Raw genomic sequence first — 21,214 nt, 5'->3', positions numbered from 1 at the left:
CCGGCGGCCGTTCCGGGCCCGCGGCCGGTCATCCCGGTGACGCCGGCCCGGGCCGGAGCATGCCGCGCAGCGAGCGCGGCCGGCGGCTGCGGGCGTGCCGGTCGAGCTCCTCCATCAGCCGTTCGGTCCGCTTCTCCACGCCCAGTTCGTCCAGCACCCGGTCGATCTCCGCCAGCAGGGCGCCGTACAGCTGCCACTGGGCGGGGGTCTGCCGGATCCGGTCGAGCAGCAGGTCGGCGAACCGGTCGCGGCTGCTCCTGGCGACGGCCAGTTCGCGGGCCAGCCGGGCTTCGGCCTCCTCGGCGTTGGCGCTCACCTGTGCCGTGATCAGTTTGGCGAAGCTCACGACCGCCAGTGCCGTGTGTTCGAGCACCTCCCGGAGGGCCGCCGTGACGCCCGCCTCCGGGACGGCCGGTTCCGGCCCCTCGGCCCACGCCTTGGCCAGGTCGGTGGTGGTGCGGCAGGCCACCCGCAGCACCACGGCGCAGATCTCCAGGGTGTCCAGACCGGTGCGCAGCACCAGGCGGAACAGCACCGCCTCCCTGACCCGCGGATTGAGCCGGAGGCTGTCCTCGGCCTGCCTGAGCGCCGCGTCGACGTGCGCGATGTCGTTGTCCAGGCGGCGTGCCTCGTGCAGGCGCGCCGCGGCCCGGGCGACGTCGGTGTGCCCCAGGGGGGCCTCGCCGAGATGGGTGAGCAGCCGGCTCATCCGGTCCGCGAGGTCGGTGATGGCGGCGCCGGCCGGACCGACCCACACCGGCGGTGCCACGAGCAGGTTGACCAGCAGGCCCACCGCGGCGCCGATGAGCGTCTCCAGGATCCGGTCCCAGGCGGTGTCGGCGACCTGGGTGACGCCGAGGACCAGCATGGCGCTGATGGCCACCTCGGGGACGAACTCGTCGACCCGGACCAGGTGCCCCACCACGAGCGAGGCCAGGATCAGCAGCCCCAGGCTCCACCAGCTCAGCCCGACGAGCGCGCTGAAGCCGATGGCGATCAGGACGCCCGCGACCACCGAGTTCATGCGCCTGATGCCGGTGGTCAGGGTGGAGTAGAGGGTGACCTGGACGACGAGCAGTGCGGTCAGCGGGGCGGTGAGCGGCACCGGCTCGCTGCTGAGGCGGAGCGCGACGACGTACGAGAGGACCGCCGCCGTGGTGGAGCGCAGCGCTTGGACGACCAGGGGCTCGCGGAGCAGCCGGACCCACCGGACCAGGATGTCGATCACTCGAAGTTGTCCCGGGCCAGCTGCAGTGCCAGGTCCTGCAGGATCGCCTCGACCGGCGGTTCGGCCCCGCCGTCGTCGTGGGCGTCCGCGACGGCCTGGAAGGCGAGGATGAATCCGTCGACCAGCGCGCTCAGCGGGTCCGACAGCTGCTCCAGGACCGCCAGCCCGGCAGCCTCGGGGCCGCCCCCGGCGGGCACCGTGAACTCCGTCGGGATCACCTCGCCCAGCAGGTCCGAGACGAGTCGCTCGTCGACTCCGGCGCGCAGGGCGGTCAGTGAGGCGATGGCCTTGAGCTTGATCTCGTTCTCGGTCATGTGCCGAGGCTAGAGCCATTTGCTCCGGATCGGGCGGGATCCACGCGCCCCGGCCGGTCTCACCACCAGTACACCGGGTACCTGGGGGCCGTACGGCGCGCCCGCGAGGCCGCCCAGCCGGCCAGCACCAGCAGCAGGGTCGAGCCGGCCAGCAGCGGCAGGAACCGGGCGGGCGCGGGGGACTGCAGGACGACGACCACGGTGGTGGCGGCGGCCGGGGAGTGCGGGGTGCGGGCCAGTGCCATGACGGCCAGCGACACGCCGGCGGCGAGGGCGGCCGTCCACGGGGAGCTGCCCAGCAGGTGCAGGGCCGCGTACCCGAGGCCGGCGCACAGCAGGTGTCCGGCGACCAGGCTGCGGGGCTGGGCGAGCGGCAGGCCGGGGACGCTGTGCACCAGCGCGGCGCTGGCGGCGAGCGGGGGTATCAGGACGGGCTCGTGGATCAGCGTGCCGATGCCGACGAGGGCCAGGAGCACGGCCGTGGCGGCGCTCATGTTGTGCAGGGCCGCGGCGGGGGCCGGAGGAGCGGGAGCCCGTCCGGCCAGCGGGCGCAGCAGCCGGGCCAGGCGGGCCGGCCCCGTCCGGGGCCGGTCGCCGCCGTCCGCCGGCAGCGCTGGGGTCGTGGTCGGGGCCGGGGCGGCGGGGGATCCGGTCAGGGTGTCTTCGGAAGGCACGGGGCGGGTTCTGTTTCGGGCAGGGCCGACCGGCCGGCCGGGCGGCGTACACGGACAGGAGCGTCGGACCGGCGGTGCCCGTGGCCGACGGATGGTCGACGGGGAGGCCGGTCGCGCCCTCCGGTCCCGGTCGGGCCCGACGGGGCGTTCCGTCGATGATACGGAATGGGACGATTCGCCCCGCACCCGGGTCCGCCCGGCGGTCTCGCGGCGCGGACCGCGCGATCAGGCCGGCCCGCCGCCCAGCGGTGTGTGCCCGGGCGGCACCCGCTCCTCCGGGGGAGCGGGCGGGGGCGGCGTGCCCGCGCCGAACGGCCGGCCGCCGAGCGAGGCCCTGCCGTGCGGCTCCAGCCAGCCCGACAGGTCCGGTCCCGCCGGCACGATCCCGGTGGGGTTGATGTCGTCGTGGACCAGGTGGTAGTGCCGCTTGATGTGGTCGAAGTCGACCGTGTCGCCGAAGCCGGGGGTCTGGAACAAGTCCCTGGCGTACGCCCACAGCACGGGCATTTCGGTCAGTTTCCGCCGGTTGCACTTGAAGTGGCCGTGGTAGACGGCGTCGAAGCGGACCAGTGTCGTGAACAGTCGCACGTCCGCCTCGGTGATCGTGTCGCCGACCAGGTAGCGGCTGTCCTCCAGTCGGGCCGACAGCTGTTCCAGCCGGGCGAAGAGGTGCCCAAAGGCCGTTGCGTACGCTTCCTGCGTCCCGGCGAAGCCCGCCCGGTAGACGCCGTTGTTCACGTCCTCGTAGACCACCGCGTTCACCGCGTCGATCTCGTCCCGGAGGGCGGTCGGGTACAGATCGGGGGCGCCCGGGCGGTGATGGGCCCTCCACTCCGAGGAGAGGTCGAGGGTGAGCCGCGCGAAGTCGTTGGTGACCACCCGGCCGGAGGGCACGTCGACGATCGCGGGCACCGTGATGCCCTTGTCGTAGCCGGGGTCGAGGGCGAGGTACGCCTCCCGGAGCCGCCGGATGCCGAGCACCGGGTCGCGCCCGCCCGGGTCCAGGTCGAACGCCCAGCTCCGCTCGTCGTGCACCGGACCGGCGATCGCCATGGACAGCACCGGTTCCAGCCCGAGGAGCCGCCGTACGGTCACCGCCCGGCTCGCCCAGGGGCAGGCCCGGCTGACGACCAGCCGGTACCGCCCGGGTTCCACGGGGAAGCCCTCGCGGCCGTCCGCGGTGATCCGGGTGGCGAGGTACCGGGTGTCGCGGGAGTAGTCCCTGCCCCGGTTCACGTAGCCCACGCGGGGCCCCTACCCCGGGCGGCGCGGCGGATGCGTCCGTGGCGCGGCGGATGCGCCCGCGGGCCGGCGGACGTGCCCGCGGGCCGGCGGACGCGCCTGCCGCTCCTGTGTGGTCACCCCCTCGCGGTCGCCCTGCGCGGTCGCCCCGCACGCCCGCTCCCGCCGGGGTCCGCTCCGGGGCGCCTCAATAGCGCACGGCGCGCTCGGTCTCCGCGGTGACCGATCCCGGCAGGCGGTGCGTGCTGCGCGCGGTCCCGCGCCCGGTCGCCTTGCCGGCCACGTCGTCGATGGTGACGATCACCGTGTCGACCTTGTTGCCGCTCTCGTCCTTGAAGTTCACCTGGACGGCGAAGGACTTCTTCGCGGCGTCGGTGTTCTGCACCGTCACCGGAACCTTCACGTAGCCCTCGCTGTCGGCGGACGGCTCCCCGAGCGCGACCTCGTCCTTCGCCTCCACCCCGTTCTTGATCTCGTCCAGCTTGTTCTCGGCCACCCCTGCCGCCGAGGACGCGGCCCCGGCGGCCTTGGACGCGGCCGCCGACACCTCAGCGCCCGCCGACTGCGCCGCCGACGCCGCCTTCGAGGCGGCGTCCGAGGCGCTCTCCTGCGTGCCCGAGCATCCCGCCGAGCCCAGCACCGCCATCGCGACCAGCGCCGCGCCGGCCAGTCCGCGCCCCACCCCGCCCGTAACCGCCACATCTGCCATGCCCACCGTGCCCGCCTCTCGCCCGTTGCCGGTTGTCCCGTGACCTTCGCGCCGTACATACCATACGGGGCAAAAGCAGACATAACCCCGAAACAGGAAATAACACCTCTCTCGTCCTGACGTGTGAACGCCCGGGTGCCCCGGGCCCGTACCGCTACCCCGTTCGGTTCATCCGGGGCGACGGGCCAGGAAGACGAGCTCCAGGCCAGGCCGGTCGGGAGCGCCGCGAGCCTCCTCCACCGCGAACCCGCACCCCGTCAGATCCGCCTCCACCTCGCGCCGTTCGCGGAACCGGAGCGTCGACTCGGAGGGCAGCACCTGCCCGTCCGCCGTGAACACCCCCGTCTCGCGGTACGTCACCAACGGCCCGTCCACCCGCGTCACCTCCGCCCAGCTCTCCACCGCGCCGGCGCCGGGCACCGCCGTCACCCGGTACGTGGACCCGCGGTGCCACCGCTCCCAGGCAGGGGCGGCCGGGTCCCTGGTCTCGAACACCAGCAGCCCGCCCGGCCGCAGCGCCCCGTACCCGCCCCGTACTGCTCCGCCAGTCGGACGTACGCGTCGAGGTCCCTGCGGTCCGCGTCCAGGGCGTCGTAGACCGCCGCGAGCCGCGGTTCCCGGTAACTCCCGTCAGCCATGGGCCGGAAGCCACCCCGGACCCGCCGGCGCGGCGAGCAGGTTTTCGGCGGCCGCCGTGCGGGCGTAGAGCACGGACCGCCCGGCCCGGTGGGCGCTGACCAGGCCGGCGCCGTGCAGTGCGCGCAGGCACTGCGACACCCCGGGTGCCGACAGGGCCGTACGGCGGGCCAGTTCGGTCGTGGAGGCCGGTGTCTCCAGCTCGGCCAGCAGCAGGGCCCGGGAGCGGCCCAGCACCGCCGCGAGCGCGGCCGTCCCGCCCGCGGCCACCGGCCGCCGCTCCCACAGACTCCCCGTGCCGCGCGCCGGATACGCCAGCTGCGGGGGATCCGGCGGCGTCACCCGGGTGAACGGCACCGGCCCGGTGAACACCGAAGGGATCAGCAGCAGTCCCGCCCCGGACGCCCCCGCCGGCAGCGGGCGCAGCCGGCGGGGCAGCCGCAGCCCGGTGCCGTTCCACCCGACCGCCGGATGCAGTTCGTCGAAGAGCCGTGCCGTGCCGTACTCGGCGGCCTGCCGCGCCCGGTGGAACACGTCGGCGTCGAGCACCGCCCGGATCCGGGCCCAGTACGGGGCCAGCGCCAGCTCCCAGTACGCCTCGATCTCCTCCGTGAGCCGGACCAGCTGCGCCCGCGGATCGGCGTACAGGCCCCGGGCGCGGGATCCGAGCGCGCCCTGTTCCGCCCGCAGCCGGTCGAGGTCGCGGCGTACGTCCGCCTCCGGGGCCGCCCGGATCCCGGCGAGCTCCTCCGCCCGCGTCGGCGCCGGCCCGGACGGCACCGGGTTGAGGAAGTCGGGCACGTAACCGCGGGGCGGCACCAGCTCGGCGAGCAGGCCCCCGTCCAGCCCGGCCGCCGCCAGCCGGGGCCGGACCTGCTCCGCCCACGGCCCGTGCACCGGGTGCACGGCCCCGGACCGCAGCAGCCGCATGCTCGGCCCGACCTCCCACATCGGGGACACGCAGAACCGCATCCGCGTCAGATCCCCCACCGACAGCACCAGCTCCGCCGACGAGCCCGCCCCCGCCCCCACAGTCCTTCGCCCTCTTCCCCTCTGCCCTCTGCTCGCGAGGATTCATACATGTGTTAATCAATGGCCGGGCAGCCTACCGCGCCTGGATCATCGCGCCATGACTTCTCAGATCACCTCATCGACGCCCTCATCGACGCCCTCGCCCTCGCCCACGCCCTCGCCCATGCCTCCGGCCCGGGCGGGCGGGGCGGCGGCAGCGGGCACCTGGAAGCTCGGCGACCTGGAGGTGAACCGCATCGGGTTCGGCGCGATGCGCCTCCCGCAGACCGGTGAGGCGCTCGTGCCCCATGCCGTGCCCCGGGACCGGGACCGGGCGATCGCGGTGCTGCGCCGCGCCGTGGAGCTCGGCGTGAACCACATCGACACCGCCGCGTTCTACTTCTCACCGCTGCGTTCCGCCAACGAGCTGATCAACCGGGCCCTGGCGCCCCACTACGACGACCTGGTCATCGCCACCAAGGTCGGCCCCGCCCGGGACGTGCACGGGAGGTGGGCCGAGCACGCCGGCCCGCGGGAGCTGCGCGGTCAGGTCGAGGAGAACCTCCGCCAGCTCGGCCGCGACCACCTCGACGTGGTCAACCTCCGCGTCGTCGGCACCGCTTCGCTCGCCGAGCGCTTCGGCGCCCTGGCCGAGCTCCGTGAGGCGGGCCTCATCCGCCACCTGGGCGTTTCCAACGTCCGACCCGAACAGCTGGCCGAGGCCCGCGCGATCGCCCCCGTGGTGTGCGTGCAGAACCCGTACGGCATCGGATTCCACGCCGAGCAGGACGAGTTCGTGCGCCACTGCGGGGAGCAGGGCATCGCCTTCGTCCCCTTCTACGCCATCGCCGCCGCGGCCCGCGAGACGGGTACCGCCACCGCGGCCCACACCGACGCCGAGGAGATCCGCTCCGTGGCCGAGGCCCACGGGGCGACCCCCGCCCAGGTGCGACTGGCATGGACCCTCCACCGGGGGCCGCACGTCCTGGCCATCCCCGGCACCGGCGACCCCGTCCACCTGGACGCCAACGTGGCCGCCGGCGCCCTCCGGCTCTCCCCGGCCGACCTGGACCTCCTGGACGCCCTCCACCACCGCCCCCAGGACTGACCGGGCTGCCCGGGGCTCGACGGCTCGGCGGCCCGGCGGCCCGCCGGTCCATCGGGGCTGCGGGGTTACGGCTGCGCGGCCGTGCCCGCGCACCCGAGGACGTCGCCGGTCACCGGCGCACCGTCCGCGACATTGCGGTCGTAGGTGACCGTCCGGACCTCCACGGGGGCGGTCCCGACGGCCACGTCGAAGCCCGTGCCGTGGCCCGGGACGGCCTCCAGCCGCGCACCCGGCAGGGCGGCCGCCAGGGTGGCGGCGTCCTCCTCCCGGCCCGGGGCGTGGCGGATGACCGGCGGGCCCACCGGACGGACCGACGGCGCCGCGGCCGACGTGTCGGTGACCTCGAACCTGTCGCGGCGCAGCGCCTCGGCGACGGCCCGGTCGTCGACGCGGACCTCGATCCCGGCCGGATTGGTCGTCACCGGGGTCTTCGGGGCGGGCTGGACACGGGTGTCGCCCACGAGCGGACGGTCCGCGGCCAGGGCCTCCCACATCGCGGCGGAACGCGCCTCGTGCCACACCAGCGTGGACCCCACGCCCGGCACCCGGTGGTCGAACAGCCGGATCGGCACGGTCGCGAACTCGGTGCGTTCCGGCTCCAGCCGGCCCAGGGCCAGCCCGATCCGGACCAGGTCGATGATGCGGGTCCCGTCCCCGGTCCGTACGGACCTCAGCAGGGCACGGGCCGTCCGGGCGGTCCGCGCCGGGTCGGACAGGGCTCCCTCGGCGGTGAGCCGGGTCAGCAGGTCCGTCACCACGCGCTGCTGACGGCGCATCCGGCCGAGGTCGCCGGGGCGGTTGGTGACGTGCCGGGCCCGGACGTAGCGCAGGGTGTCGTCGCCGTTCGTGCGGTGCACGCCGGCCGCGATGTCCAGTCCGGAGTTCTCGTCCCGGAGCGGCCTGTCGGTGCAGACCGTGGCACCGCCCAGCCGGTCGACGGCGTCCTCGAAACCGGTGAACCCGGTCTCCAGGTAGTGGTCGATGTGCAGCCCCGTAGCCTTCTCCACGGTCTTCACCGTCATCGGGCCGCCGCCGATCGCATACGCGCCGTTGATCTTGCCGCGCTGCCCGGTGGCGGTGCCGGCGGCATCCGCGTACTCCACGTAGGAATCCCGGGGGAGAGAGACCACACTGGCCCTGCGCCCGTCCTCGGACAGGTGCAGCAGCAGCATCACGTCGGTGCAGTTGCAGCCCTTGCCGCCCACGTGGAGCCGGCGCTTCTCGGCGGCGGACAGCCCGGCCCGGCTGTCGATGCCGACGACCAGGACGTTCGTACCGTGTCCGCCGGCCGTGCGACCCGGCGGTTCACCCTCGGCGGGCACGGCCCGCGCACTGCCCAGGAAGGTGCCGGAGGCGAGGGTGGCCAGCAGGGACAGGGCAACGGTGAGACGACGCAACGCACATCCCCGAATCGTCCGAGAACTGCCTGGAGGAAAGAGCGAAAGAGCGAAAGAGCGAAAGAGGGGGGAGGAGGGAGGAAGCTTGCAGCGGACCGTAACCCTTCCGCGGCGGCCCGCCACGGCTACACGCCGGACCGGGCCGCCGGAGCCGGGGCCGCCTCCCCGTAATGGGCGAGCACGTTGTCCAGGGCGGGCCTGGCCCGCCCCGCCGGGCCCCGGGCGAACGCCTTCAGCACGTTCTCCGTGACCACGCGGGTGAACCTGCCCGCGTCGCCGCCCAGCCCGTGGTTCCCCTTCCCGCCCGGCGGACCGCTCGCGTCCAGGGCCTCCACCCACCGCATGGTGCCCGTCGCGAACACGCCCGCGCCGCCCGGCAGCGAGACGTAGGCCGTGTCCGCGTACGAGGCCCGGCCCTTGCAGACCACCGGCGAGTGGGCCAGGATCTCGACCGGCCGCGGGGTCGGGTAGCCCGTGTCGACCCGGTCGTACTCGACGCCCACCAGGTGCGGGAACGCATCACCCGCCCGCACCCCGGTCCCCGCCAGCAGCCAGTGCCCGGCGTGGGACACCACGTACGGCGCGTCCACCGGGTAGCCCTCGTAGATCACGCCGAGCAGCGAGCTCTCCGGGTCGGGGGCCGGCTGCCGCCGGAAGTCGGTGGTGGGCGGAAGGCCCCGGCGGTACCCGGGGTCGGCGGCGTAGTCGTCCTTCCAGCACACCACCACCCGGTCGGCGCCCAGCGCGGACGGCTCGTAACGTACGCGCCGGTAGCAGCAGTTGGCGCCGAACACGGCCAGGTTCGTCCCCGTGTCCCGGGCGAGGGTGACGTGCCGGCGCTGCTCCGGGGTCCAGTACTCGTCGTGCCCGGGGGAGACCACGGCCGCCGCCCCGCGCAGGAGCTCCGGCTCGCGGGCCACGTCCACCCCGGTGGCGTAGGCCAGCGGCAGTCCGAGGCGTTCGGCCAGCGCGATCAGGGGCAGCTCGAAGAACAGGAACTGACCGGCTCCCAGCCTGTTCGCGTACGGCCGGTCGAAGGCCACGGCGAGCGACCGCGAGTCCTTCTTGCCGGTCGCGCCCTGGTACATGTCGGCACCGCCCCACCGGTTGTACGCCTGCCAGGTGGCGACCGCGTTGACGACGACCACGCGACCGGCGAGACCGGGGTGTGCGGCGTCGGCGGCCGCCACGGGCGCCCCGGCCGCCCCGGCCGCCCCGGCCGCCCCGGTCGACGCGGTCGACGCGGTCGACGCGGCCGGGTCTGCCGACCCGGCCGGGCCGCGGACGGTGACCGGCACGTACCGCTGGGCCCGGCCGTCCGTGGTGTCCAGCCGGAGCAGGTAACAGCCCTCCGGCCAGCCACGGGTGTCCACGGCCGCCGACCGCCGCCACGGGGCGTGCACCATCCGCGTGACGGGATCCCGCACCGCCGCGGGCTGGCGCTCGCCGGGGAGCGCGGCCGAACGCCACACGAGGCGCGCGCGGGCCCCGCCGTACCACCCCATCCGGTAGGCGGAGACGGTGTAGGAGGCGGACGTCGTCGACACGTGCAGCCCGAAGACCTCGCCGGACCGCACGCTCACCCGGTCGGTGAACCCCTCGACGGCCCCGACCGGACCCGCGTGCCGGATCCGCCAGTCCGGCGCGCCCGGCAGGGAGTTCTCCGCGCGTACGTCGAGCCCGTACGCCGGTGACGGCGCGCCCCCCTGCGGCCGGGGGCGGGCGGGACCGGCAGGACCGGCGGCGGCCGTGCCCGCCCACGGCCGAGAGGAGGCGAACGTGGCGGCGGCGAGTCCCAGGACCCGTCTGCGCGCCGGTCCCCGTCGCACCGGCCGCCGTGGTTCCTCCGGCCCGCCGGGAGCCGTGCCGTCCACCATCACATCACCTCGGCCGTAGCGGTTGGCTTCGGGGCGGAAGATGCGGAACGCCACCCTCCGCCCGCCGGCCTCCTGTGTAGCCGACCGGCCCGGCCGAGCCCCGCACGCGGCCGTGCCCGGGCGCGCCGCCGCTCCCGTCGCCCGTGGTGCCCCGCCGCCCGGGCGCTTACGCGTCCCCCGCCGCGAGCCGGTCGCCGAGCGGACTGCGCCGGTACAGGACCTGCCGCCCCTGCCGGGCCCGGGTGACCAGCCCGGCGCCGTGCAGCACGCGCAGGTGCTGGGAGACGGCACTGGGAGTGACGCGCAGCCGGCGGGCGAGCTCGACGGTGGCCAGGGGCTCCGCCACCAGCCCGAGCAGCCGCGCCCGCGGAGCCCCGAGCAGCGGGACGAGGGCCGCCTCACGGGCCGCAACGGCGGGACCGGGCGGGGGAGCGGGGGCCGTGGCCCAGAGCGTCGCCACACCCCGGCTCGGATAGAGCAGCGTGGGCGGTTCGCCGGGGCCGACCGGGGGAGCCACCTTGTGCGCGAACACGGAAGGCACCAGCAGCATCCCCCGGCCGGACGCCTTCGCGTGGTACCCGGCCCCGATGGTCCGGGCCACGCGCAGCACGCCCCGGCTCCCGGCGTCCTCCCAGCGGAGCTGGGGGTGCATGTCGGCGAAGAGCAGCCGGGCGCCGCCCCGGGCCAGCTGCCGTGCCCGGTAGGTCATGTCCGCCTCCACCACCAGGCGGATCTGCGGCCAGACCGGCCGGACGGCGATCTCCCAGTAGCGGTGCAGGAGTTCACAGATCCGGTCACGGAGCAGGAGAACGTCCCCGTCGCGATCGGCGTTCGCCGCGTGCAGGGGCGCGGGCAGCGGATCGGGCGCGTGCGCGGCCGGCAGGTCCCGGCGGACCACCTCGGGCGGCGTCCTTCGGACGGCGGCGAGTTCGGCCTCGAAGTCGGGCTCGAAGACCTCGGGCCTCGGTGTCAGGAAGTCGGGGAGGGTGAGCCGGTCCGCCACCAGGGACATCAGCAGCCCGGTGTCCAGCCCGCCGAGCCGGCCCACCACCGACCGGCGCCACGGCAGGTGCAGGGCGGACAGCCCCGGATCGCGCAGCACCCGCAGGCTCAGCACCGTCTCGCCCAGCGGCGAGAAGGCGAACCGGGTGAGCGCGAGGTCCTCCACACCGAGCTCGAAGCTGATCATTAAGCCGCACGCTACATCAATTGGCAGGACCCGGCCGGTGCCGTGGACTTCGCCCATGACCTCCCCGACCCTCCCGGGCCTCCCGAGCCTCCCGGACCGTCCGGCCCGGCCGGCCGAACCCGGTGACCGGCCCAGCCGCCGTCTGGTGCTGCTGCTGGCCGTCACCTGCGCCGTGGCGGTGGGCAACCTCTACTTCCCGCAGGCCATCGGCCCGCTGATCGCCGACGGACTGCACGTCCCGGCCGGCACGGCCGGCCTGGTCGTCACCGCCACCCAGATCGGCTACACCGCCGGGATGGTCTTCCTCGTCCCCCTCGGCGACCGGATCCGGCACCGTACGCTCCTGGTCGTCCTGCTCGCCCTGACGGGCCTGGCCCTGCTGGGCGCCGGCTGCGCCCCGTCCCTGCCGCCCCTCGCCCTGGCGAGCGCCCTGGTCGGACTGACCACGGTGGCCGCCCAGATCATCGGCCCGATGGCGGCCGGTCTCGTCGCACCCCGGCACCGGGGCGAGGTCCTCGGCACCCTGCTGTCCGGATCGACCGCCGGCATGCTGCTCGCCCGCACCTTCAGCGGGTTCCTCGGCGAACGCCTGGGCTGGCGCGCCCCCTACCTGGCCGCTGCCGCCGTCGCCCTGGTCCTCGCGGCCGTCATGGCGTACGCCGTACCCGCAACGACCCCGCCGCCCTCCGCGACCCGCCTCCCGTACACCGCCTTCCTGGCCGAACCGCTGCGGCTGCTGCGCGCCGAACCGGAGCTGCGCCGCTCCTGCTGGTACCAGGCGGCCGTGTTCGGCGGGTTCTCGGCCGCCTGGACCAGTGTGGCCCTGCTGCTGACCGGACCCGTGTACGGCCTGGGTGCCGAGGCCGTCGGCCTGCTGGCCCTGGTCGGCGGGGCCACCGTGCTGTGCACCCCGTACGCCGGCCGGCTGGTCGACCGGCACGGGCCCGGCCCGGTGAACCTGGCCGGCCTGCTCGGCGTCCTGCTCGCGGCCGCGGTCCTCGCCGGGGGTGCGCTGGGCGGCCCGGCCGGACTGGTCGCGCTGACCGCGGGCACCCTGCTGCTGGACGTCTCCATGCAGTCCGGGATGGTCGCCAACCAGACCCGCGTGTACGCCCTGCGCCCGGACTCCCGCAGCAGGCTCAACACCGCCTACATGACCTGCGCCTACCTCGGCGGCACCGCGGGCTCCTGGCTCGGCGTCCGCGCCCACACCGCCTACGGCTGGCCGGCGGTCTGCGTCCTCATCGCCCTCCTGGCGGCGACGGCCCTGGCCCGCCACCTGGTCCCGCGCCGCCGGCGGGGGTGACGGGCGAGGCTCAGGCCGGATTCGCGCAGACGACCCAGGCCTTGATGTCGGCGGCCGTCTGGCCGGTGTTCTGGGCCGACACGACCCACCCCGTGGGCGGAAACGCGACGGGTGGGCGGTCGTCGTAGATCTGCCACGTGGTCTGGAGGCCGAGGGAGATGCCACCGCCGGTGGCGACCTTCCCGTCCGGGCAGGCGGCGAACGCGGAGTCGAAGGCCCCCGGCTGGATGGTCACGGGCAGCGAGTCCCTGAACTCCACCCCGCTGAGTCCCCCACCGGAGCCGGAGGCGCCGGTCGGTCCGGCGGGACCGGTTGCTCCGGCGGGACCGGTTGCTCCTGCCTGTCCGGCCGGCCCCGTCGCTCCGGCCGGCCCCGTGGCCCCGGTGGGCCCCGCCGGGCCGGTGTTTCCGATCGCTCCGGCGGGCCCGGTGGCTCCGATCGGCCCGGTCGCTCCTGCGGGCCCGGTGACTCCCGTAGGCCCGGTCGCGCCCGTCGCGCCGGCAGCCCCGTCCGCCCCGGTGGCCCCGTCCGCGCCTGCGGGTCCGTCGGGACCGGTCGGCCCGGCAGGTCCCGCGGGTCCCGTCGGACCGGGGGAGCCCGTCGGGCCCGTCGGCCCTGCCGCCCCCGGCGGACCGGGTGGCCCGGCGGGACCGGGGGACCCCGTAGGGCCGGCCGCACCGCTCGGGCAGTCGCCGCCGCCTCCGCCCGCTGCCGACTTCTTCGCGCCGGATGTTCCTGACGTGCCGGACGTGCCTGACGTGCCGGACGCGTCGTACGTGCCGGATGCGCCGCGACCCTCGGGCCGGCCGGGCTCCGACCGGGGCCGCCTCGGCCCGCAGTCGTCTCCGCCGCCGGCCACTGTCCGCCGTCCCGCCGCCTCCGGTCCCCGCGGCGCGCCCATGGCCGGGTCCGCCGCGCCGGCGGCCGGGCTCACCGTGCCCAGAAACACGAGTGCCAACGACGCCACGGCGCCAGAGGCCGCCGCACGGCGGGACCTCGCCCTGTGCTGTGAACCCATGCACCGCTCCCCGGGAACCCGAACCGCATCGAGCGAGCGATGCGGGAAGCGCCTTGCCGCTTCCCGCGGTGCATCGGCCCGCGGCAGCACCGCCTTGAGCGCCTTCCGGGAAGATCAGCGTATTGGCCTACGGATACCGGACCGCACGGCACCGGCTGCGCGGCGCCGGCCGGCCGGGGCCGGACGCCGCACGGCGCCGGACGCCGCACGCCTGTCAGTCAGGGCAGAGGATGAAGTCGGTGCCGGCGTGGCGGCGGGGGGTGTCGCCCAGTTCCGCGATCGCCGCGCGGATCGCGTGCAGGTGCCCGGTCGTCAGCTCCAGCGGCGGCTCGTCGGGCTGGTACGTCGTACGGATCGGGTAGTCCACGCCGGGATCGCGGGTCATCTCGATGTGGCAGCCGAGCACATGGGTGACGGGCCGGCTCGCCGAGAACTCGATGAGGCGGTCGATGGTGCGGGTGAACGCCGCCCAGTCCTGGATGTAGAGCCGGCCGGGGTAGACCGTGTCGCCGGTCAGCAGGAAGCCGGTCCACGCGTCGTGGAAGGTCACGGCGGTCTCGTGGTGGCCCGGGGTGGCCAGGCATTCCAGCACCCGGCCGCCGAGGTCGACCCGGGCCACGGCGTCCGGGTCCGCGGCGAAGCCGAAGAACTCCCAGGCCGTGGCCAGACCCGCGCCGACGACCGTGGTGTCCGGCCGGTCCGCGAACTGCGCGTCGCCCGCCACGTGGTCGCCGTGGGCGTGTGTGTGCAGCACCAGCAGCCCGTAGCCGTCCCGCGGGTGGCGGGTGAGCCAGTCCTTGACGAGGCCGTCGACCACGCGGCGCAGGGGGAAGAACGCGTCCGACTCGGTGGCGCCGGTGTCGATCAGCACCGCCCGTTCGTTCCCGAACAGCAGGAACAGGAACGGCCCCTCGTAGTTGACGGCCATGTTCTGCCGCAGGATGAACGTGTGCTCGTCATAGGCGTGGACCTGGATGTCCGGGTCGGTGTTGTGCTTCGCCGACGGCGAGCCGTGGATCCACCGGACGTCCAGCCCGCGGGACCGGGGTGCCCCGGAGAAGTCGATCGGGGAGACCTGGACGGAACCGGCCCGGTTCCCCTGCTGACCGCTCATCGACTCGTCCCTCCCGCGCTGCCCGCCCACCTCGAACGGCAGCCTAACCAACGACCGTGGGGGCCGCCCGGGCCGGGGCGCGGGTCCGGGGCCGCACCACGCCTGAACCGCGTGAACCGGGTGGGCCGTATGGACCGCTCCCCGCGCGCCCGCCCCCGCGACGGGTCACAGTGGCGGTCTGTGGAGTGGATCCCCTCGCGCGAAGAGGCACGCATGCACCAGGCCAGGCAGTACGAGCGGTACGTCGGAGGCACCCCGGAGGCGGAGCGGCAGGTGTTCCGGCGGCTGGTGGACGACCTCCTGCGGGTACAGCTCAAGCTGAAGAAGCGCAGCCGTGCCGCATCCATCGAACGGACCTTCCACGCCAAGGCCGTGCTCGGCGTCAACAACGCCCGGCTGCGGTTCCGCGACGACCTCCCCGAAGCCCTGCGCAGCGGCTTCGCCCGGCCCGGTGCCGAGTATCCGGTCACCCTCCGGCTGTCCAACGCCAGCGGCGTCCGCCGGCCCGACTTCGTCCCCGATCTGCGCGGAGCCGCACTGCGCGTCCACACCGGCCCCGGCGAGGTCCACGACCTGCTGATGACGAGCTTCCCGGTGTCCCACGCCCGTTCCGCGCGCGAGTTCGTCGCCTTCGCCAAGGTCATGGCGGGCGCCGACACCCGGATCCGGCAGGGTGCCGCCCTCTTCCTCGAACTGCCCCTCGCCGTCGGCTGGTCCACGGCCGCACGGATGCGCCGCAACGTGATGGCGGGCACCCGGCACCCCGTGAGCAGCCTGGCCCTGGAGACCTACTGGAGCCGCGGCGCGATCCTGTGGGGCGACTCCGGGCCGGTCCGCTACCGGCTCCGCCCCCTGTCGGACCCCTCCGCGCCGGGTCCGGCCCCGGCCCTGGTCCCGGCCCCGGACCCGACCGGTACGGACCCCGACCACCTGGAACGCGAGCTCGCCCGGCGCCTCCGCGACTCCGACGTACGGTTCGAACTCTGCGTGCAGCGCTACGTGGACGGCCGGAGCACCCCCATCGAGGACGGCGCCGCCGAGTGGAAGGAGCAGGACGCGCCCGTCGTGCCGGTGGCCGTCCTGACCGTCCCGCGCCAGGACATCCGTACCGTCGTGGCACGTGCCGTGGCCTCCCGGATCGACGGGATGGAGTTCAACCCCTGGCACACCACGGACGGCTTCCGCCCCCTCGGCAATCTCAACCGCGTCCGCAAACTCGCCTACGAGGCCAGCGGCGCCCACCGCCGGGGCCTCCGCTTCGTGACCGTCCCGCCCCGGCGGAACACCCTGCTCGGGGTGCCGCTGCGGGCCGGGTTCCGGGCGGTGAACCGCGTGGTGCCGTGGCACCGGCTGCCCACCCAGCCCGGGCTGCTCAACCTCATGGCCTTCCGCCAGGAGCTGCGCCGCAGCAACCTCATCGACACCGACGTCCACGAGGCGCCGCCCACGGCGAGCCCGGAACCGCCGCCGCCCGTGGACGAGGAGCTGCGGGTGCGGCGCAGCTACGACGGCTCGTACAACGACCTGTCGGCGCCCCGGATGGGTGCCGTCGGTGCCGTGTTCGGCCGCAACCTCAAGCCCGTGCACCGGCCCGACCTGCACGACACGCCCAACCCGGTGACCGTCAGCCGGGAACTCCTGCACCGCGACGTCTTCGTCCCGGCGCGCTCCCTGAACGTCCTCGCCGCCGCCTGGATCCAGTTCCAGGTGCACGACTGGGTCAACCACCGCCGCCACCCGGTCGGGACCCGGGACGTGGAGGTGCCCCTGCCGCCCGGCGTCACCTGGCGCAACACCCCGGGCGGGCCGCCGGAGAAGGTCATGCGGTTCGCCGAGAACGAGGCGGTGCGACTGCCCGGGGCAGGGGCCGCAGACCGGCCGTCGCTGCTCTTCGAGAGCGCCGTCTCCCACTGGTGGGACGGATCGGAGGTCTACGGCGGCGACGAGTCCGTCGCCCGGTCCCTGCGCGAGCCGGGCGGCGGAGCGGCCCTCCGCCTGGAGGACGGCCACCTGCCGTACGTCAACGGAGCGGGCGGACCCGGCGGGGCCGGCGGGGTGAGCGGACTGCCCCTGACCGGCTTCAACGAGAGCTGGTGGCTCGGGCTCAGCTCCATGCACACCCTCTTCGCCCGCGAGCACAACGCGGTGTGCACGGCGCTGCGCGCCGAATACCCGGCGATGGACGAGGACCGCGTCTACCACACCGCACGGCTGGTGGTCTCCGCACTGATCGCCAAGATCCACACCGTCGAGTGGACCCCCGCGATCCTCGCCACCGAGACCCTCGACATCGGCATGAAGACCAACTGGCAGGGCCCGCCCAGGTCATGGCTCAGCCGACTGGGCCTGTGGCTGTTCGAGGAGCACGGACTGGAGGGGATCCCGCACACGCTCCCCGACCACCACGGGGTCCCGTACTCCCTCACCGAGGACTTCGTCACCGTCTACCGGATGCACCCCCTCCTCCCCGACGACTACGAGCTCGTCGACCACCGCTTCGGCCGCCGCCTGGACACCCTGACCTTCAACGACCTGCAGGGACCGGCCGCCGAGCCGCTCATCCGCAAGACCGGCCTGGTCAACACCCTCTACTCGCTGGGCATCGCGAACCCCGGAGCGATCACCCTGCACAACTACCCGCGCGCCCTCCAGGCCTTCGAGCGCGACGGCGAGGTGATCGACCTCTCCGTCGTCGACCTCGTACGCACCCGGCGGCGCGGGGTCCCGCGCTACAACGACTTCCGGGCGGGACTGCACAAGCCGCGCATCCGGCGCTTCGAGGACCTCTCCACCGACCCGGAGACGCTCGCCCGGCTCAAGGGCGTGTACCGCTCGGTCGACGAGATCGACACCATGGTCGGGCTGTTCGCCGAGAACCCGCCCGAGGGATTCGGCTTCAGCGACACCGCCTTCCGGATCTTCATCCTGATGGCCAGCCGGAGACTGCAGAGCGACCGCTTCCTCACCGTCGACTTCCGGCCCGAGATCTACACGCCGCTCGGCATGGACTGGATCGCCCGCAACGGCATGACGAGCGTCATCCTGCGCCACTGCCCCGAACTGGCCGGCGTACTGCCCCGCACGACGAGCGCCTTCGCACCCTGGCGGACGGTCCCGCCCGCCGGCAACGGAAACGGCAACGGAAACGGCGGCAGTGCCGGCAACGGCACGGACAGCGGCGCGCGCACCGGCGGCACCGGAACCGGCCACCGCTGAGCGGGAGGAACCATGTCCGCACCCCCACCGGGCGGCGGGAAACCCGGCCCCGGCCACCCCGGCCCCGCGCACCCCGGCCTGGAAGCCCTCCTCTCCCGCCCGCTGTGGGAGACGGTCTTCAAGCGCCGCACCCACCGGGTCGGCCGCGGCGCCTCCGTGCCCGCCGGGTCGATGAGCTACCGCTCCCCGCACCGCCCGCAGCCGCTCGGCGAGCTGGAGGAGGCGGTCCTCATCGCCCTCACCGGCAGCTCCGGACTCACCATGCCCGACCGGCCCTTCGAGGACCCGCGGAACCACGACCCCATCATGGCCAAGCCCAACCTGAACATGACGGGACGCACGGCCGGCAGCCCCGACAACGCCCAGGCCACCCACTTCTTCATGATCAACGACAGCGGCACCTACTTCCTCCGGAAGCTGCCGCCCTCCCCGGAACCCGCTTCCGACCCCGCCACCCTCATCGAACGGGCCCGCCGGTCGAAGGTCCGCGTACTGGACCACCGGCTCGACGTCGCCGAGGGCCTGCGCGACTTCCCCGCGTACCTCGACTCCAACCGCTTCCTGTCCAACCTGGAGGGCAGCACGCTCTTCCTGCCCGTCGTCGACCTCTCCCACCAGTACATCAACGCCCTGATGTACCTGCTCACCCAGCCCGACGGGGCCCGCCCCACCCTCGTCGACGACCGGAACTTCTACCGGCCCGCCGGGGTCCGCAGATGGATCAGGAACGGATTCCTCAACCCCGCCGTCAAGCTCCCGCTCGGCGCCCTCGGCCCCATGCGCACCCAGATCGAGGCCGACCTCCTCCTCCAGAACATGATGCTCGTCGCGGACGCCATGGGCCTGGGCGCCTGGATCCACGCGAGCATCAACCCCCCGATCATGCTGGGCGACCCCAAGTTCTCCCGCACCTACGGCCGCATGCTCGGCTTCGACTTCGTCACCCCCCGCTTCCGGCCCGCGGACGTCCTGCGCTGGCAGGTCCCGCTGCCCCGGCACGCCCGGCTCCGCTCCCACCCGGTGGGCCTGCGCGCCGGCGGCGAGCACCTCATCAAGGCGGCCTGCCCGCCCAACCACCCCTCCATGGAAGACGCCGTCGACGAGGTGATCCGCTCCAAGTTCGGCGAGGGCGGCATCTACACCGACACACCGCTCTTCGCGCGCATCTACAAGGACGACTTCGCCCGCCGCTACCTCACCGAGGCACGCGCGTACGACCAGGACGTCATCGACTGCGCCCGCGACATCTGCGTGTACGTCCACGCCACCCACGGCCGCTTCCCGGCCCACACCGACGCCATCCACGTGCCCGGCGTCTGGCTCCAGACCCACCACGTCGAATCCGAGTACTACGACCGCTTCTTCACGGCCGGCCTGACCGACGCCCACCGCCGGCACACCGCACTCTGGGAAGCGGAGGACACACCGTGAGGGTCTACGAAGCCATCGTCAGGGGACTGGAGGGCATCGGGGTGCGCGCCGCCTTCGGCGGCGCCGGCGAGAACGCGGCCGGCCTGATGGTGGCCCTGAAGCACTCCAAGCTCATCCGGCCGGTCATCACCCGCAACGAACAGGCCGCCTCCTTCATGGCCTGCGGCTACGCCATGTACACCGACCGGCTCGGGTTCTGCTTCGCCACGGCCGGCCCCGGCGCGTTCAACCTGTTCTCCGGACTGGCCGTCGCCCTGTCCGACTCCTACCCCGTCCTCGCCGTCTCCGGCTACGCGTCGCGGCACTGGCAGGGCTGGGGCTCCCTCAACGAGACCTCCGGCCTGAGCGGCACCCCCGACTCGCGGGCCATGTTCGCCGCCACCACCAAGAAGTCCTTCCTGCTCACCGACATCGCCGACACCTGCGACGTGCTGGAGGAAGCGGTCAACACCGCCTTCGAGGGCAGGCCGGGCCCCGTCCACATCCACGTGCCCGAGGACCTCACCGTCCGCGGGGCCGAGGTCACCGCCTTCCGGCCGATCCGGCTCGACGTGGCCCCGGTCCTCCCCGACCCGGACCGGGTGGAGAAGATCGCCTCCGTACTGGCCGAGGCCGTCGAACGGCGGCAGCGGATCGTGCTGCTGGCCGGCTTCGGCGCCGTCCGCAGCGGCGCCGGACCCGAGATCCGGCACTTCGTCGAACGCTTCCAGGTGCCCCTGCTCACCACGCTCGACGGCAAGGGCATCGTCTCCGAAGGACACCCGCTCTGCCTGGGCGTCTTCGCGGACAGCGGCCACGCCGCCGCCTGGAAGGCGTTCCGCGAGGCCGACGTCGTGCTGTGCGTCGGGAACTCCCTCAACCAGCACGCCACCTTCAACTACCGCGAGGACCTGTTCGAGGACAAGGTGCTCATCCACGTCAACATCGCCGAACGCGAGTTCCGCAAGGCCTACCGTCCCGACCACGCCCTGCTGTCCGACGCCCGCCCGGCGATGGCCGCCCTCACCCGGGCCCTGGAGGAGCGGGTCGGCGAGGTCCCGCCCGCCGAGGTCGAGGGCCGCGCCTACGAAACCCGCCACATCACCCACCTCACCGGGAAGATCCACCCCGGCGAACTCGCCCAGGCCATCGGACGGATGCTGCCCCCGCGGGCCGTCCTGCTCGCCGACGCCGGCGCCCACCTGGCCTGGCTCGGCTACTACACGGAACTGGAGGAGGGCCAGAACTTCCGCAAGGCCGGCTCCTTCGGGCCCATGGCCGGCCACGTCAACGGAGCCATCGGGCTGAAGGCCGCCCACCCCGACCGGACCGTCGTGGTCGGCTGCGGCGACGGCTGCTACGCCCTCTCCGGCTTCGAGCTCATGACCGCCGTCGAGAACGACCTCCCCGTCATCTGGGTCATCTTCGACGACGGCGAATTCAAACTGATCAAGCTCTTCCAGCTCGTCACCTACGGCGAGTCCGCGCTGACGGAGTTCAGGAACCCCGACTGGGCCGCGTACGCGCGGGCCTGCGGCGCGGACGGCCACCGGGTCGAGACGCTCGAGGAGTTCGAGGACGCCTTCCGCACGGCCCTGGCCTCCGGCCGGCCCACCGTCATCGACGCCCGGATCACCCGCTGGGCCGTGCCCCACTACAGCCCGTCCCCGGACGGCGTGATCGCCGGCCTCGTCGAGACCATCGAGGACCGCCTGCGCGGCGACGGATGACGGGACGCACCGCCGGCGCGGGACGCGGCCCGCGC

The 21,214-nt window shown here is 74.3% G+C and carries 16 protein-coding genes and 1 pseudogene; 5 read left to right on the top strand and 12 right to left on the bottom strand.

What is annotated here, in order from left to right; genetic code table 11:
• Positions 1 to 28: 28 nt before the first annotated feature.
• The 7 genes and pseudogenes from AB0O36_RS15190 to AB0O36_RS15160 all read right to left on the bottom strand — a co-directional run bounded on the left by AB0O36_RS15190 (position 29) and on the right by AB0O36_RS15160 (position 5,775).
• Complete coding sequence (locus tag AB0O36_RS15190) at positions 29 to 1,228, bottom strand: aromatic acid exporter family protein (protein WP_365109404.1); 1,200 nt, start codon at positions 1,226 to 1,228, stop codon at positions 29 to 31.
• On the bottom strand, positions 1,225 to 1,542 hold the full coding sequence (locus AB0O36_RS15185; protein WP_365109402.1) for a hypothetical protein: 318 nt from the start codon (positions 1,540 to 1,542) through the stop codon (positions 1,225 to 1,227). Before AB0O36_RS15185 ends, AB0O36_RS15190 begins: the two co-directional genes overlap by 4 nt.
• A gap of 59 nt (positions 1,543 to 1,601) precedes the next feature.
• Positions 1,602 to 2,216: an HPP family protein gene (locus AB0O36_RS15180; RefSeq protein WP_365109399.1), complete on the bottom strand. Its 615-nt coding sequence runs from the start codon at positions 2,214 to 2,216 to the stop codon at positions 1,602 to 1,604.
• 225 nt (positions 2,217 to 2,441) lie between these two features.
• A complete protein-coding gene (locus AB0O36_RS15175) occupies positions 2,442 to 3,452 on the bottom strand; it encodes a glutathione S-transferase C-terminal domain-containing protein (protein ID WP_365109560.1) in 1,011 nt (336 codons plus the stop codon).
• 193 nt (positions 3,453 to 3,645) lie between these two features.
• The gene (locus tag AB0O36_RS15170) at positions 3,646 to 4,167 is read right to left on the bottom strand and encodes a hypothetical protein (RefSeq protein WP_365109396.1); all 522 of its coding nucleotides are present in this window, start codon (positions 4,165 to 4,167) and stop codon (positions 3,646 to 3,648) included.
• A 168-nt stretch (positions 4,168 to 4,335) separates the two neighbouring features.
• Positions 4,336 to 4,805 (bottom strand): annotated as a pseudogene (locus AB0O36_RS15165) (hypothetical protein).
• Positions 4,798 to 5,775 carry a transcriptional regulator gene (locus AB0O36_RS15160; protein ID WP_365109557.1) on the bottom strand — a complete coding sequence of 326 codons (978 nt, stop codon included), beginning with the start codon at positions 5,773 to 5,775 and terminating at the stop codon, positions 4,798 to 4,800. Before AB0O36_RS15160 ends, AB0O36_RS15165 begins: the two are co-directional and overlap by 8 nt.
• A gap of 223 nt (positions 5,776 to 5,998) precedes the next feature.
• On the opposite strand from AB0O36_RS15160, the gene AB0O36_RS15155 reads away from it, so the two are divergent.
• Positions 5,999 to 6,922, top strand: a complete 924-nt coding sequence (locus tag AB0O36_RS15155) for an aldo/keto reductase (RefSeq protein ID WP_365109555.1) — start codon at positions 5,999 to 6,001, stop codon at positions 6,920 to 6,922.
• A 65-nt stretch (positions 6,923 to 6,987) separates the two neighbouring features.
• Here the strand turns inward: AB0O36_RS15155 and AB0O36_RS15150 are convergent, their stop codons facing one another.
• The 3 genes from AB0O36_RS15150 to AB0O36_RS15140 all read right to left on the bottom strand — a co-directional run bounded on the left by AB0O36_RS15150 (position 6,988) and on the right by AB0O36_RS15140 (position 11,385).
• The gene (locus AB0O36_RS15150; protein ID WP_365109393.1) at positions 6,988 to 8,319 is read right to left on the bottom strand and encodes an LCP family protein; all 1,332 of its coding nucleotides are present in this window, start codon (positions 8,317 to 8,319) and stop codon (positions 6,988 to 6,990) included.
• Positions 8,320 to 8,444: 125 nt separating this feature from the next.
• The gene (locus AB0O36_RS15145) at positions 8,445 to 10,196 is read right to left on the bottom strand and encodes a N,N-dimethylformamidase beta subunit family domain-containing protein (RefSeq protein ID WP_365109391.1); all 1,752 of its coding nucleotides are present in this window, start codon (positions 10,194 to 10,196) and stop codon (positions 8,445 to 8,447) included.
• A 166-nt stretch (positions 10,197 to 10,362) separates the two neighbouring features.
• Positions 10,363 to 11,385, bottom strand: coding sequence for an ArsR family transcriptional regulator (locus tag AB0O36_RS15140; RefSeq protein WP_365109388.1), 1,023 nt, complete (start codon positions 11,383 to 11,385; stop codon positions 10,363 to 10,365).
• 142 nt (positions 11,386 to 11,527) lie between these two features.
• On the opposite strand from AB0O36_RS15140, the gene AB0O36_RS15135 reads away from it, so the two are divergent.
• Positions 11,528 to 12,691, top strand: a complete 1,164-nt coding sequence (locus AB0O36_RS15135) for an MFS transporter (RefSeq protein WP_365109552.1) — start codon at positions 11,528 to 11,530, stop codon at positions 12,689 to 12,691.
• Between the two features lie 10 nt (positions 12,692 to 12,701).
• On the opposite strand, the gene AB0O36_RS15130 is transcribed toward AB0O36_RS15135, so the two are convergent.
• Together AB0O36_RS15130 and AB0O36_RS15125 are read right to left on the bottom strand one after the other, a co-directional pair.
• A complete protein-coding gene (locus tag AB0O36_RS15130) occupies positions 12,702 to 12,926 on the bottom strand; it encodes a hypothetical protein (protein ID WP_365109385.1) in 225 nt (74 codons plus the stop codon).
• A gap of 997 nt (positions 12,927 to 13,923) precedes the next feature.
• Complete coding sequence (locus AB0O36_RS15125; RefSeq protein ID WP_365109383.1) at positions 13,924 to 14,823, bottom strand: MBL fold metallo-hydrolase; 900 nt, start codon at positions 14,821 to 14,823, stop codon at positions 13,924 to 13,926.
• A 213-nt stretch (positions 14,824 to 15,036) separates the two neighbouring features.
• Between AB0O36_RS15125 and AB0O36_RS15120 the strand changes: the two genes are divergently transcribed.
• The 3 genes from AB0O36_RS15120 to AB0O36_RS15110 are packed head-to-tail and all read left to right on the top strand — an operon-like array spanning position 15,037 to position 21,179.
• Positions 15,037 to 18,039, top strand: a complete 3,003-nt coding sequence (locus tag AB0O36_RS15120; RefSeq protein ID WP_365109380.1) for a peroxidase family protein — start codon at positions 15,037 to 15,039, stop codon at positions 18,037 to 18,039.
• 12 nt (positions 18,040 to 18,051) lie between these two features.
• Complete coding sequence (locus AB0O36_RS15115) at positions 18,052 to 19,470, top strand: hypothetical protein (RefSeq protein WP_365109377.1); 1,419 nt, start codon at positions 18,052 to 18,054, stop codon at positions 19,468 to 19,470.
• Positions 19,467 to 21,179, top strand: coding sequence for a thiamine pyrophosphate-binding protein (locus AB0O36_RS15110; protein WP_365109374.1), 1,713 nt, complete (start codon positions 19,467 to 19,469; stop codon positions 21,177 to 21,179). The genes AB0O36_RS15115 and AB0O36_RS15110 overlap by 4 nt, the downstream gene beginning before the upstream one ends.
• Positions 21,180 to 21,214 lie beyond the last annotated feature (35 nt).

It is taken from the genome of Streptomyces sp. NPDC089799 (genome assembly GCF_040684755.1).
Lineage (GTDB): Bacteria > Actinomycetota > Actinomycetes > Streptomycetales > Streptomycetaceae > Streptomyces.
The sequence above is the reverse complement of the archived record's forward strand: the minus strand, read 5'-3'. Positions and strand labels throughout refer to the sequence as shown.

Bases quoted from the DNA above. Each gene is read 5' to 3' on its own strand.
- AB0O36_RS15185 (WP_365109402.1), bottom strand. From the start codon at position 1,542: ATGACCGAGAACGAGATCAAGCTCAAGGCCATCGCCTCACTGACCGCC.
- AB0O36_RS15170 (WP_365109396.1), bottom strand. From the start codon at position 4,167: ATGGCAGATGTGGCGGTTACGGGCGGGGTGGGGCGCGGACTGGCCGGC.
- AB0O36_RS15160 (WP_365109557.1), bottom strand. From the start codon at position 5,775: ATGCGGTTCTGCGTGTCCCCGATGTGGGAGGTCGGGCCGAGCATGCGG.
- AB0O36_RS15155 (WP_365109555.1), top strand. From the start codon at position 5,999: ATGCCTCCGGCCCGGGCGGGCGGGGCGGCGGCAGCGGGCACCTGGAAG.
- AB0O36_RS15145 (WP_365109391.1), bottom strand. From the start codon at position 10,196: ATGGTGGACGGCACGGCTCCCGGCGGGCCGGAGGAACCACGGCGGCCG.
- AB0O36_RS15140 (WP_365109388.1), bottom strand. From the start codon at position 11,385: ATGATCAGCTTCGAGCTCGGTGTGGAGGACCTCGCGCTCACCCGGTTC.
- AB0O36_RS15125 (WP_365109383.1), bottom strand. From the start codon at position 14,823: ATGAGCGGTCAGCAGGGGAACCGGGCCGGTTCCGTCCAGGTCTCCCCG.
- AB0O36_RS15120 (WP_365109380.1), top strand. From the start codon at position 15,037: ATGCACCAGGCCAGGCAGTACGAGCGGTACGTCGGAGGCACCCCGGAG.
- AB0O36_RS15115 (WP_365109377.1), top strand. From the start codon at position 18,052: ATGTCCGCACCCCCACCGGGCGGCGGGAAACCCGGCCCCGGCCACCCC.